This window comes from Rhodospirillales bacterium, assembly GCA_016699855.1.
Lineage (GTDB): Bacteria > Pseudomonadota > Alphaproteobacteria > Reyranellales > Reyranellaceae.
Map to the genome: position 1 here is coordinate 384,335 of CP064988.1, position 13,329 is coordinate 397,663.

Genomic DNA, 13,329 nt, shown 5'->3' on the forward strand with positions numbered 1-13,329 from the left:
CGGCGGGGTCGCTACTCCGCCGCGCGCCCCACGCCCTCGGCGGCGGTCGAGCCCGCCGGGCCGCCGCCAAACGCGAGGCCCTCGTAGCCCTTGGCCGCGACCTCGTTGATCGTGTTCACGTATTTAGGCGCGCCACCGTTGTAGACGAAGTAGCGGATGCTGCCCTGCTCGTGGCCGGGCACGTTCGAGTTGTACCCCGTGAACCACGACTTCGCCTTCCGCATCAGCATCATCGCGTACATCTTGGTGACGTGGTCGGTCCATCGCGCCTCGGCCGCGCGCGTGGGTTCGGCCCGGACGAGGCCGCGCTCGCGCATGTGGCTCAGGAGCGTGGTGCACCAGTCGACGCCGGTCTCGATGCCGCGCGGATAGTTCGTCGACGCCGATCCGCTTTGCGGGCCGGCCGGCATGAACAGGTTCGGGAAGCCGTGGATCATCATGCCGAGGAAGGTCGACGGGCCGTCGCGCCACTTGTCGCGCAGCCGCTCGCCGCCCACGCCGCGGATGTCGATCTGGTCGAAGGCGCCGGTGATGGCGTCGAATCCGGTGGCGTAGACGATGATGTCGAACTCGTAGTCGCGCTCCGAGGTGCGCAGACCGTTCTCGGTGATCCGCACGATCGGCGTCTCGCTGATGTCGACCAGCCGCACGTTGTCCCGGTTGTAGGCCTCGAAGTAGTTGGTCTCCATCGGCACGCGCTGGACGCCGAAACCGTGGTCCCGGGGGATCAGTTTCTCGGCGACGGCCGGATCCTTGACACGGCGGCGGATGCGGTCGGCGATGTAGGCCGAGAACTCGGCGTTCGCCTCGTCGTTCGTGAAGATCTCCCGGAAGTTCCGCAGCCAGATGCCGAATCCCGGCTCGTCGTAGAGCTTGTCCCAGAGCGCCACCCGTTCCTCGCGGGTGACCTCGTAGAAGCCACGCCGGTCGGGCTCGTGCTCGAAGCCGCCGGGCGTGCGCGCGCAGGCCGCGAAGATCTCGTCGTAGCGCGCGCGGATGTCGGCCATCTCTGCGTCCGAGATCGGTCCATTGTTGAGCGGCGCGCTCCAGTTCGGCCGCCGCTGGAACACGGTGAGATGGCCGACCTTGTCGGCGATCTCGCCGATCACCTGGATGCCAGTGGCGCCGGTGCCGATGACGGCGACCCTCTTGCCCGCCAGATCGACCGGCTCGTGCGGCCAGTGGAAGGTGTGGAACGAGCGGCCCTTGAACGCCTCCATCCCGTCGAGCCGGGGCGGCGTCGGCGTCGAGAGCAGGCCGAGCGCCATGATGACGAAGCGGCACGTCACCTCTGGCCGTCGTCGATACCCAGACGCCACAGGTCCAGCGCCTCGTCGAACGCCGCCGACACGACCTTGCGATTGAAACTCATGTGCCGGCGCAGATCGAACTTGTCGGCGACGTAGTTGAGATAGCGAAGGTTCTCGGGCTGGCCGGAGAAGCGCTCCTTCCAGTGCCACTCGTCCAGAAGCTCGCGGGAAAACGAGTAGCCGTACGTGTAGCTCTCCGAGTCGAACCTGGCGCCGGGATAGCGGTTCCAGTACCAGGTGCCGCCGAGGTCCGGCGCGGCGTCGAGCACCACTGCGTCCACGCCCATGTCGACCAGGCGCTTGATCTGGTAGATGCCGGCCACGCCGGCGCCGATGACGACCACCTCGTGGTCAGGTCCGGTCCTCGCGTTCATGTTCCGCTCCCGCTTCCAAATGTCGACGACCTGCCGTCCGGATGTATGGCCGCTTGTCGCGCGCCGGTACAGATGGCAAACGGCAGGTCTCCTCCGCGGGACTCTCCGACCTCGGGCCACCGGCCCGCGGCTTGCAGCGCCGCCAACGGCGATACGCGGTGCGGCCCCGGCGCCCGCGCTGCTACACTGCGCTCGGGAGGCGGAGACCGGGAACATGCCGACACCGGACGGGAGATCGAGCGACATCGGCGGCGGCGACGCGCCGGCCACGCGGTCGGAGAGCATCCGCCGGCTGTTGGCCGACGAGATCATCACGGGGCGCCTGCCGCCGGGGACCCGGCTCGACGAGGTGTCGACGGCCGAACGCTTCGCCGTGTCGCGCACGCCCGTGCGCGAGGCCTTGAACCAGCTCGTCGGCATCGGCCTGGCGCAGCGCCAGGGCCGCGGGCTGGTCGTGTCGGCGATGACGCCGGAAATCGTCACCGAGTCGTTCGAGTTGATGGCCGACCTCGAGGCGCTGTGCGCCCGCTACGCCGCGCAGCGGATGACGCCGGCGGAGCGCCGCGCGTTGTCGCTCCTGCACGAGCGCTGCGGCGCGGCGATGCGGCAGGGCTCGCGCGAGATCTACGACGCGCTCAACAGCGAATTCCACGCCGTCATCTACCGCGGCGCCCACAACCGGCCCCTCGAGGAGGCCGCCCTGACCGCGCGCCGCCGGGTCGCGCCCTACCGCACCGGCCAGTTCAACGTCGCCGGTCGGCTGGCGAAATCGTTCGGCGAGCACGCGCTGGTGGTCGAGGCGATCCTGCGCGGCGAGGCGGCTTCGGCCGCCGCCCACATCCGCGCCCATGTCCACACCGTCGGCGACGCCTCGGCGAGCTACGTCGGGGCCGCGCGCGCCAAGTAGCCGCGCCAGCCGCCGCAGTCCGAGATGTCCTCGGCGGCCGCGGCGGCGGTCGCCTCGCACAGGAAGCCCTTGAGGGATCGTCCATCGTCGAGCGCGACGTCGCCGAGGCCCAGCGGCGCGGGAATGCGCGCCAGCAACGCACCGATAGCGGCCGAGGGCACCCGCCAGATCTCGCCGGCGATGGCGACGCCGCCCTCGGCCACGCGCACCAGGCCGGGCCGCGCGACGCCGGCGCCCGGCAGCCGGTAGAACCGGTACATCGGCGCGGTCCGGCATTCCGAGTCGAAGCGCGCGCCGAGCGCTAGAAGCTGGCCGTTGAGCGGCAGATCGCGCATGTGCGCACCGACCACGACCAGCGGCATGTCCGGCCACACAGCCGCCGGCGCCGCCGGTCCGGCCTCCGGCAGCGTCGCCGAAGTGGCGCCCAGCGTGCCGCCGACCGCGCGGTGCAATGCGTCGCCCAGCGCCGCCAGCCGCGCCTCGCCGAACGCCGGCGCCACCAGCGTCACTCCTGCCGGCAGACCGTCGCCGCGGAATCCCGCCGGCACCGCCAGCGCCGCCAGATCGAGTTGGTTCACAAAGTTGGTGTAATGGCCGAGGTTGCTGTTCAGCTTGACCGGGTCGGCCAGGACGTCGGCGACGCGGTAGATCGTCCCGGAGGTCGGCAGCGCGAGCACGTCGCAATCGGCGAACACCGCCTCGGCGTGGCGGCGCAACGCGCGCAGGCGGTCGCGCGCGCGGTAGACGTCGACGCCGGTCGCGCCGCGCCCGCTCTCGATGATCGCGCGCGTGACGGGGTGCATCTCCGTCGCGCGGGTGGCGAGGAAGGCGTCGATCGCGGTGGTGCGCTCGGCCGCGCCAGCCGGGCTGTAGAGCACCGCCGCCGCCTCGGCGAGCGGCGCGTAGTCGACCTCGATCAGCGTGGCGCCGAGACCTTCCAATCGCGCGAGCGCGCGCTTGTAGTTCGCCGCGGCCTCGGCGTCGCCGAAGAACTCGCGCTGGTCCGGCCGAGGCACGGCGCAACGGAACGCCGCCGGCGGCGCCTCGAGCGCGGCGCCGAAGCCGGCGGGCGCGGCGCGCGAATAGATGTCGGCTGGATCGAATCCGGCGCCGGCGCGCAGCACCGTGAGCGCGTCGGAGACCGTCAACGCGAAGATCGACACGACGTCCAGCGCGCGGCACGCCGGCACGACGCCGGTCGCCGGCATCAAACCGACGGTCGGTTTGAGCCCGACGAGGTTGTTGAAGCCGGCCGGCACCCGGCCTGAGCCAGCCGTGTCGGTGCCGAGCGCGAAGCTCACCAGCCCGGCCGAGACGGCCACCGCCGAACCTGAACTCGACCCCCCCGGCAGATACGCGGCGTCGAACGGATTGCGAGCCACGCCATAGGGCGTGCGCACACCGACGAGCCCGGTGGCGAATTGGTCGAGATTGGTCTTGCCGATGACGACGGCGCCGGCGGCGCACAGCCGCTCGACGACGGTGGCCGAGCGCTCCGGCATGTAGGCATAGGCGGGACACGCCGCCGTCGTGGCCAGCCCCGCGACGTCGATGTTGTCCTTCACCGCGAACGGCACGCCGAACAGCGGCTGTCGATCGAGGATCGCCGGATCGGCGGCGAGCGCGGCGTCCAGCGCTGCGGCGCGCGTGCGGAGCGCCTGTTCGGGCACGCGGCAGATCCACACGCCGTCGTCGCCGGCCTCGGCGATGCGCGCGAGCACGGCGGCAAAGACCTCCGAAGGCCGACGACGCCCGGCGCGGTAGTCCCCGATCAGGCGCGCCAAATCGAGGCTGGATTTGGGATCAGTCATCGAACCTCCAGAACTGCTCAACCTTCTATCAAGCGACGTGCCAATCCAATCTGGCCCACTTCTCGTCCAAGAACGGCTCCTATGCCTCTTTTATGGGCATTTTTTCTGTAGTGTATGCAAATTGATCGGCTGAAATCACGAACTCCGCTGGGAGCGACCTCGCCCGGCGGCAAATCCACGCAATTCCGGCCGCAGCGGCGCTGGCACGGCGCTTGCTGCCACTCGATTCAGGTGACGGCGGAGCGCGTCGCCAGCAAAGGCCCGGGCTACGGGTCGATCGGGGGCCACACCATGAAGCGCCGGAATTTCCTCGGGACCACGGCCGCGGCCGCGACCGCCGTCACCACGCCCGCCATCTGGTCGCCGCTGCAGGCCCAGTCGCGGCAGGAGACGCTGCTGATCGTCGCCGAGAACACGCCGAACATGATCGACATCCACGGCGTCGGCGCCAACCGGCCGTCCTACGAGGTGTCCTGGAACACCCACGACCGCTTGATGACCTACGGCGTGAAGAAGGACGCCAACGGCCAGGACCACTACGACTACTCCAAACTCGAGCCAGAGCTCGCCACGGACTGGAACGTCACCCCGACCTCGGCGACCTTCAAGCTGCGCAAGGACGCCAAGTTCCACGACGGCACGCCGATCACCGCCAAGGACGTGAAGTGGTCGTTCGACCGCGCCGTCACGGTCGGCGGCTTCCCGACCTTCCAGATGGCGGCCGGCTCGCTCCAGAAGCGCGAGCAGTTCGTCGCCGTCGACGACCACACGTTCCGCGTCGATTTCCTGCGCGCGGACAAGCTGACCATGCCGGACCTCGCGGTGCCGGTGCCGGTGGTCATGAACTCCGAGCTCGTCAAGAAGAACGCGACCGCGACCGACCCATGGGCGATGGAGTGGTGCAAGAACAACCTCGCCGGCGGCGGCGCCTACAAGATCGAGCGCTGGCAGCCCGGCCAGGAGGTCGTCTACACGCGCAACGACGACTGGAAGAACGGCCCGATGCCGAAGATCCGACGCGTCATCCTGCGCATCATCCCGTCGGCCGGCAACCGCCGCGCGCTGCTGGAGCGCGGAGACGCCGACATCTCGTTCGACCTCGGGTCCAAGGATTTCGCCGAGCTTAAATCCTCGCCGAAACTGACCATCGTCGGCACGCCGGTCGAGAACGCCGCCCAGTACATCGGCATGAACGTCAAGCAGAAGCCGTTCGACAATGTGAAAGTCCGCCAGGCGGTGGCCTACGCCATCCCCTACCAGAAGATCATGGACGCGGTGATGTACGGCCAGGCGATCCCGCTCTACGGCGGCGCCGACAACAAGGCAAAAGGGACGAACTGGCCCCAGAAGCACGGCTACACCACGGATATCGCCAAGGCCAAGGCGCTGATGGCCGAGGCAGGATTCCCCAACGGTTTCGAGACGACGCTGTCGTTCGATCTCGGCCTCGCCGGCATCAACGAGCCGCTCTGCATCCTGGTGCAGGAGAGCCTCGCGCAGATCGGCATCAAGGCGTCGATCAACAAGATTCCCGGCGCCAACTGGCGCGCCGAGCTGCTCAAAAAGAGCATGCCGCTGATCACCAACACCTTCGGCGGCTGGCTGAACTACGCGGAGTACTTCTTTTTCTGGTGCTACCACGGCCAGAACGCCGTCTTCAACACGATGAGCTACCAGAACCCGGCGATGGACGCGCTCATCGACAAGGCGCGCTTCGCGACCGGTCCGGAGTACGACGCGGCGGTGAAGGGCTTCGTCGACACGGCGTTCGAGGAGGTGCCCCGGGTGCCGCTGTTCCAGCCCCTGCTCAACGTGGCGATGCAGAAGAACGTCACCGGCTACCGCTACTGGTTCCACCGGCAGCTCGACTACCGGCAGCTCGCGAAGGGCTGACGCGGAGGCCGCCGCGATGCTCGGCCGGATCCTCGCGCGCCTCGGCACGGCGATCCCCAGCGTCGTCGGCGTCGTCGCCGTCACGTTCCTGCTGACCCGGCTGCTGCCGGGCGACCCGGCCGCCTACTTCGCCGGCCAGGCCGCGACGCCGCAAGCCGTGGCCGAGATACGGACCAAGCTCGGGCTCGACCGGTCGCTGCCGGAGCAGTTCGCGTTCTATGTCCGCGACCTCGCGAGGGGCGATCTCGGCACCTCGCTGTCGACCGGCCAGCCGGTCGTGAAGGAGATCACCACCCGCCTGCCCGCCTCGGCCGAGCTCACGCTGGTCGCGTTGATCGTGTCGGCGCTGATCGCCATTCCGCTGGGCGTTCTGGCGGCGGTCAAGCAGGGCTCGTGGATCGACCATCTCTGCCGCGTCGTCACGACCGCGGGGGTGTCGCTGCCGGTGTTCTTCACCGGCCTGCTGTTCGCGTACATCTTCTACTACCTGCTCCAGATCGCGCCGGCGCCGACCGGAAGGCTGGACATATTCCTGTCGCCGCCGCGGCACATCACCGGCTTCTACCTGATCGACAGCGCGCTGACCGGCGACGGCGCCGTCTTCCTCGGCGCGCTGCGGCAGCTCGCGCTGCCGGCGTCGGCGATGGCCATATTCTCGCTGGCGCCGCTGGCGCGCATGACCCGCGGCTCGATGCTGGCGGTGCTGGGCAGCGATTTCATGCGCACGGCGCGGGCGAGCGGCCTGTCGCCGGGCACGATCGTGTTCACCTACGCCTTCCGCAACGCCGTGCTGCCGGTCATCACCACCCTGGGCATGGTGTTCTCGTTCCTCCTCGGCGCCAACGTGCTGGTCGAGACGGTGTTCGCGTGGCCCGGCATCGGCCTCTACGCCGTCAACGCGCTGATCACGTCCGACTACGCCCCCGTGCAGGGCTTCGTGCTGACCATGGCGGTGCTCTACATCGTCCTGAACCTCGTGATCGACATCCTCTACGGCCTGGTCGATCCGCGCGTGCGGCTGGGGTCCTGACCATGCTGCCGCTGCTGCGCCACACCCGCTACGTGCTGTCGGAGAACCCCGTCACCGGACTGGCCTTCGGCCTGTTCACGATGTTCGTGCTGGCCGCCCTGCTCGGCCCGGCGCTGGCGCCCTACGATCCGCTCGCGACCAACACCGCGCTGGCTCTGAAGCCGCCCTCGGCGGCGCACTGGTTCGGCACCGACCAGCTCGGCCGCGACATCTTCAGCCGCGTGCTGGTGGCGACCCGCCTCGACCTCGCCATCGCGCTGTCGTCGGTGGCGCTGGCGTTCATGCTCGGCGCGGTCTCCGGCGTCGCCGCCGGCTACTTCGGCGGCTGGACCGACCGGATCGTCGGCCGCCTCGCCGACACGATCATGGCCTTCCCGCTATTCGTGCTGGCGATGGGCATCGTCGCCGCGCTGGGTAACAAGGTCACCAACATCGTGATCGCCACGGCGATCATCAACTTCCCGCTCTACGTCCGCGTCGCGCGGGCCGAGGCCAACATCCGCCGCGAGTCCGGCTTCGTGGAGGCCGCCCGCCTGTCCGGCAACGGCGAGGCGCGCGTGCTGCTGACGCACATCCTGCCGAACATCATGCCGATCATGATGGTGCAGATGTCGTTGACGATGGGCTACGCCATCCTCAACGCCGCCGGCCTGTCCTTCATCGGTCTCGGCGTGCGCCCGCCGGATCCGGAATGGGGCATCATGGTCGCGGAGGGCGCTAACTTCATCCAGTCCGGCGAGTGGTGGATCGCGCTGTTCCCCGGCGCGACCCTCATGCTCGCGGTGTTCTGCTTCAACCTGCTGGGCGACGGGCTGCGCGACATCATCGACCCGAGGAAGCGGACATGAGCGCCGTCCCGGCGCTGGCCGTCGACGGACTCAGCGTCGAGTTCCGCACGCGGAACGGCGTGGTCAAGGTGCTCGACCAGGTCGGCTTCAGCATCGCCAAGGGCGAAACCGTGGCGCTGGTCGGCGAGAGCGGTTCGGGCAAGTCGGTCACCGCCTTCGCCGTCATGGGCATCCTCGACGCCGCCGGCCGCGTCTCATCGGGCACCGCGGCGTTCGGCGGCGCCGATCTGCTGGCTCTGCGCGAGCGCGACCTCGCCGATCTGCGCGGTCGCGAGCTGTCGATGATCTTCCAGAATCCGCGCACCGCGCTGAACCCGATCCGACGCGTCGGCGACCAGATCGCCGACGTGCTGATCCGTCACGGGGGCGCCACGCGCGCCAAGGCGCCGACGCTCGCCATCGAGATGCTCAAGAAGGTGCGCATCCCCGATCCGGAGCGGCGGGCGCGGGCCTATCCGTTCGAGCTGTCCGGCGGCATGTGCCAACGCGTGATGATCGCCATCGCCATCGCCTGCCGGCCGGCGCTGCTGATCGCCGACGAGCCGACGACCGGCCTCGACGTCACCACCCAGGCCGTGATCATGGACCTGATCGCCGAACTGGGCCGTGAATCCGGCATGGCGACGTTGTTCATCACCCACGACCTGACGCTGGCGGCGGAGTACTGCGACCGCATCGTCGTCATGCACGCCGGCCACGTGGTCGAAGCCGCGCCGAGCGCGACGCTGTTCAGCGGCGCGCGCCACCCCTACTCCGCGCGCCTGCTGGCGGCGACGCCGGGCGAGCGCGACGCGCTGGAGTCGCTGACCTCGATCCCCGGCGCCCTGCCCGACCTGCGGCGCGACGACCTGCCGACCTGCCGCTACAGCGCGCGCTGCGAGCGCCGCCTCGACGTCTGCGCCGGTCCGCTGCCGCGCCGCGCCATCGCCGAGGCGCACGACGTCGCCTGTTGGAACCCGCTATGACCGCGCCGCTCCTCGACATCGCCGAGCTCCACAAGCGCTTCAACGTCGGCGCGCGCGCGGCGCCTGGCGGCGCCTGCGCGATGCGGCTGCGCGGCGAGGAGGCGCCGCGCCGCCGGTGCACGCGGTCGACGATGTGAGCCTGACCATCGGCGCGGCGAGACGGTCGGACTGGTCGGAGAGTCGGGCTGCGGCAAGTCCACGCTGGTGCGGCTGATCAACCGCCTGCTCGACCCGACCGACGGCGTCATCCGGCTCGGCGGCACGGATCTGGCGATCTTCCGCGCCAGCGATTTCGCCGCCAACGACAACCGCGTCCGCATCCAGATGGTGTTCCAGGACGCCGGCGACTCGCTCAACCCGCGCTACACCGCTTTCGACGCCATCGCCGACCCGCTGCGGCGCCTGCGGCGGCTGGGCGGCGAGGCGCTGACGGCCCGGGTGGACGCGCTCGCCGACATGACCGGCCTGCCGCGCGAGCTGCTGGCGCGCTTCCCGCACCAGCTCTCCGGCGGCCAGAAGGCGCGCGTCGGCATCGCCCGCGCCATCGCCGTCGAGCCCGAGCTGCTGATCCTCGACGAGCCGACGGCCGCGCTCGACGTCTCGGTCCAGGTCGTGATCCTGCAGCTGCTCGAGGACCTCAAGAAGCGGCTGGGCATGAGCTATCTCTTCGTCAGCCACGATCTCAACGTCGTGCGCCTTCTATGCGACCGGGTGCTCGTGATGTATCTCGGCCGCATCGTCGAATCCGGCCCGGCCGCCGAGGTGTTCGCCAATCCGCTGCATCCCTACACCCGCGCGCTGATCTCGGCGATCCCGCAGGCCGATCCCGCCCGCCGCGCCGGCCGGCTGCGGTTGTCGGGCGAACCGCGCAGCCCGATCGACCCCGATCCCGAGGTATGCCGCTTCCACGGCCGCTGCCCGATCGGCACGGAACGTTGCGCCACGGCGGCGCCGGTTCTGCGCCGTCTCGCGCCCGGCCGCGAGGTCGCCTGCCATTTCGCCGAAGCGCCGGCCCAATAGTGTCGGCGCGTGTTGTAGGATGCGGCCCTCCGCGAGCGCTCAGGAGATCGGACGATGACCAATGACGAGGACATCGCGGCCTACGTGGACGCGGCGGCGAAGGCGATCGGCCTGCCGATCGATCCCGCCTACCGCGCGGCGGTGATCGCCAACGTCACGATCGCCAAGCGCATCGCCGACGCGGCGTTGGTGGGTCCGCTGCCCGATGCGACCGAGAACGCGCCGGTGTTCGAGCCATGACAGTCGATCCCCTCGGCGCAGGCGACGGCGTCGGACATCGCGCAGGCGGTGAAAGCGAAGCGCGTGACGGCGTTGGCCGTCACCGAGGCGGCGCTGAAGCGGATCGCTGAGCGCGACGGCGTGTTCAATGCCTTCACCACCGTGACCGCGGATCGCGCCCGCAGAAGGCGGCGGCAGTCGACGCGACCATCGCCGCCGGCGGCGATCCCGGTCCGCTCGCCGGTGCCCCGTTCGCCGCCAAGAACCTGTTCGATATCGCCGGCGTGTCCACGCTGGCCGGCGCGAAGATCAACGCCGAGCTGCCGCCGGCGGCGCGCGACGCGACGCTGATCGAGCGCATGGAGGCGGCCGGCGCGGTGCTGCTGGGCGGTCTCAACATGGGCGAGTACGCCTACGACTTCACCGGCGAGAACGGCCATTTCGGCCCGTCACGCAATCCGCGCGATCCCGCCCGCATGACCGGCGGCTCGTCGGGCGGCTCCGGCGCGGCCGCCGCCGGCGGGCTGGTGCCGATCACGCTGGGGTCGGACACCAACGGCTCGATCCGCGTGCCGTCCTCGCTATGCGGCACGTTCGGCCTGAAGCCGACCTACGGCCGCCTCAGCCGGGCGCGCAGCTTTCCGTTCGTCGACAGTCTCGACCACCTGGGACCGCTGGCCCGCTCGGTCGCCGATCTGGCGGTGTCGTTCGACGCCATGCAGGGGCCGGACACCGACGACCCCGTCTGCAGCGGACGTCCGGTCGCGCCGACCAGGCCACGCCTCGCCGAGGGCATCGGCGGGCTGCGCATCGCCATCGCCGGCGGCTATTTCGAGGCGCCGCTCGACCCGGCGCTGGCGGCGGCGGTCGCCACTGTCGCGAAGGCGCTGGGCGCAGCCCGCAGGATCGAGATCGCAGACGCCGCCCGCGCCCGCGGGTGCGCCTACATCATCACCGCGTCCGAAGGCGCGGCGCTGCATCTTGACAGGTTGCGGACGCGGCCCGGCGATTTCGACCCCGACACGCGCGACCGTTTCTTGGCGGGCGCGCTTTTGCCGGCGGCCTGGTACATCCGCGCCCAGCGTTTCCGGCGGATCTACCGCGCGAACACCATGAAGCTGTTCGACGAGGTCGACGTGATCCTCGCGCCGGCGACGCCGACCACCGCGCCCTCGCTGGGCCAGAAGACGATGACCATCGCGGGGACCGAGATGCCGGTGCGGGCCAATCTTGGGCTGTTCACGCAGCCGATCTCGTTCATCGGCTTGCCGGTTGTCGCCGTGCCGGTCCAGACTCCGGGCGGATTGCCGATCGGCGTGCAGGTCATCGCACGCCCCTACGACGAGCAGGCGGCGCTGCGCGTCGCGGCGTGGCTGGAACGCGAGGGTGTCTGCGCCGCGCCGCCGGCGTGAGGGCGCGCATCGAGGGCGGAGGAAGCATGGCTCTTGAGATCAACATTCCGGAGATCGTCGCCGAGGTGACGGAGGCGTTCCAGCGCTACGAGAAGGCGCTGAACACCAACGACGTCGCCACCTTGGACGCGCTGTTCTGGAAAAGTCCGCAGACGCTGCGCTACGGCATCGGCGAGCAGCTTTACGGCCACGACGAGATCGCCGCGTTCCGCGCCGGCCGCGATCCGGGCTCGGTCGTCGATCGCGATCTGCTCAAGCTGTGGGTCGTCACCTACGGCCGGGACTTCGGCACCGCCAACTGCGAGTTCCGCCGCCACGGCTCGACGCGCCACGGCCGTCAGAGCCACACCTGGATGCGCACCCCCGATGGCTGGCGCATTGTGGCGGCGCACGTCTCGTTCCTCGGCGACTCGACGCCGATGAAGCCGGCCTGACCCGCGCCGCCGCGTGAGGCTGCTCCTGACGCATACGCCGCTGGCGCGCGCGACGTACTACGGCGCGCGGCCGCTGGAGCTGTTGCGCGGTCTCGTCGATCTGCGCCTGCACGAGGCCGACGCGCCGCTCTCGCCTGATGGGCTGATCGCCGCCGCGCGCGAGGTCGATCTGGTGATCGCCGACCGGGCGACCCCGGTGCCCGGCGCGGTGTTCGCGGGGCTTCCCGCGCTGCGGGCGCTGATGCGCACCGCCGTCGACATCCGCAACATCGACGTCGAGGCGGCGTCGGCGGCCGGCGTGCTCGTCACCCACGCCGAGCCGGGCTTCGTGGAGGCCGTCGTCGAGCTGGCGCTGGGCTTCCTCGTCGACCTCTCCCGCGGCATCTCGCGCGCCGTCTCGGACTACCATGACGGCCGGACACCCGAGATCCGGATGGGCCGGCAGTTGAGCGGCGCCGCCGTCGGAATCATCGGCTACGGCCGCATCGCCCGCCACCTCGCGCCGGTCCTCGCCGCCATGGGCGTGACCGTGCTGGTCTCCGATCCCTACGCGCAGGTCGACGATCCGCGCTTCATCAAGCTGCCGATGGACGACCTGCTGGCCCGCGCCGACTACGTCGTCTGCCTCGCCGTCGCCACCGAGGAGACCGAGAACCTGCTCGACGCGGCGGCTTTCGCGCGGATGCGGCGGGACGCGTTCTTCATCAACCTCTCGCGCGGCAACCTCGTCGACGAGGCGGCGCTGGCCGCCGCGCTGACGGAAGGCCGGATCGCCGGCGCCGCCATGGACGTCGGCCGCGCGCCCGACCAGATGCCGTCGCCCGGACTGGCCCGCCTGCCCAACGTCATCGCGACGCCGCACATCGGTGGATTGACGCCCTCGGCCGCCGAGAGCCAAGCGATGGACACCGTCCGGCAGGTCCAGGCGATCCTGAAGGGGGAGGTGCCGCCGGGCGCCGTCAACGCCGGAACGTGGCACCGGCGACCGTGATGTCCAAAGCACGGCGGGTTGCCGGGAAACTTTGCATACATTGAACGATATCGGCCTAATTTTTAGGCACAACGGCTTGTGAACCGCGCTCAGAGTTTGGCCCGCGCTTTGCTGT

At 70.1% G+C, this 13,329-nt stretch carries 10 protein-coding genes and 3 pseudogenes; 11 read left to right on the top strand and 2 right to left on the bottom strand.

All coding sequences use genetic code 11. From position 1 onward, the window contains the following. Positions 1-11: 11 nt before the first annotated feature. Positions 12-1,684 (bottom strand): annotated as a pseudogene (locus IPK81_01815) (NAD(P)/FAD-dependent oxidoreductase). A gap of 214 nt (positions 1,685-1,898) precedes the next feature. On the opposite strand from IPK81_01815, the gene IPK81_01820 reads away from it, so the two are divergent. Continuing rightward, on the top strand, positions 1,899-2,591 hold the full coding sequence (locus IPK81_01820; GenBank protein ID QQS13033.1) for a GntR family transcriptional regulator: 693 nt from the start codon (positions 1,899-1,901) through the stop codon (positions 2,589-2,591). Here the strand turns inward: IPK81_01820 and atzF are convergent. Continuing rightward, complete coding sequence (gene atzF, locus IPK81_01825; protein QQS13034.1) at positions 2,564-4,402, bottom strand: allophanate hydrolase; 1,839 nt, start codon at positions 4,400-4,402, stop codon at positions 2,564-2,566. The two genes, IPK81_01820 and atzF, sit on opposite strands and share 28 nt — an antisense overlap. Positions 4,403-4,693: 291 nt before the next feature. Here atzF and IPK81_01830 point away from each other — a divergent pair, with 291 nt between their 5' ends. From IPK81_01830 to IPK81_01875, 10 genes and pseudogenes are all read left to right on the top strand, one after another. After that, positions 4,694-6,295: an ABC transporter substrate-binding protein gene (locus tag IPK81_01830; GenBank protein ID QQS13035.1), complete on the top strand. Its 1,602-nt coding sequence runs from the start codon at positions 4,694-4,696 to the stop codon at positions 6,293-6,295. Positions 6,296-6,311: 16 nt separating this feature from the next. Further along, entirely contained in the window at positions 6,312-7,325 is a 1,014-nt protein-coding gene (locus tag IPK81_01835; protein QQS13036.1) for an ABC transporter permease, read from the top strand. 2 nt (positions 7,326-7,327) lie between these two features. Next, complete coding sequence (locus IPK81_01840) at positions 7,328-8,173, top strand: ABC transporter permease (GenBank protein QQS13037.1); 846 nt, start codon at positions 7,328-7,330, stop codon at positions 8,171-8,173. Continuing rightward, positions 8,170-9,138: an ABC transporter ATP-binding protein gene (locus IPK81_01845; GenBank protein ID QQS13038.1), complete on the top strand. Its 969-nt coding sequence runs from the start codon at positions 8,170-8,172 to the stop codon at positions 9,136-9,138. The genes IPK81_01840 and IPK81_01845 overlap by 4 nt, the downstream gene beginning before the upstream one ends. Then, on the top strand, positions 9,135-9,275 hold the full coding sequence (locus IPK81_01850) for a hypothetical protein (GenBank protein ID QQS13039.1): 141 nt from the start codon (positions 9,135-9,137) through the stop codon (positions 9,273-9,275). The genes IPK81_01845 and IPK81_01850 overlap by 4 nt, the downstream gene beginning before the upstream one ends. Continuing rightward, positions 9,212-10,158: pseudogene (locus tag IPK81_01855) on the top strand (ABC transporter ATP-binding protein). Before IPK81_01850 ends, IPK81_01855 begins: the two are co-directional and overlap by 64 nt. A 54-nt stretch (positions 10,159-10,212) precedes the next feature. Next, positions 10,213-10,398, top strand: coding sequence for a DUF4089 domain-containing protein (locus tag IPK81_01860; GenBank protein QQS13040.1), 186 nt, complete (start codon positions 10,213-10,215; stop codon positions 10,396-10,398). 6 nt (positions 10,399-10,404) lie between these two features. Then, positions 10,405-11,789 (top strand): annotated as a pseudogene (locus tag IPK81_01865) (AtzE family amidohydrolase). Positions 11,790-11,815: 26 nt separating this feature from the next. Continuing rightward, complete coding sequence (gene hpxZ, locus IPK81_01870) at positions 11,816-12,223, top strand: oxalurate catabolism protein HpxZ (GenBank protein QQS13041.1); 408 nt, start codon at positions 11,816-11,818, stop codon at positions 12,221-12,223. Between the two features lie 13 nt (positions 12,224-12,236). Continuing rightward, positions 12,237-13,214 (top strand): hydroxyacid dehydrogenase, encoded by a 978-nt coding sequence (locus IPK81_01875; GenBank protein QQS13042.1) that lies wholly within the window; start codon positions 12,237-12,239, stop codon positions 13,212-13,214. The last annotated feature ends 115 nt before the right edge of the window (positions 13,215-13,329 follow it).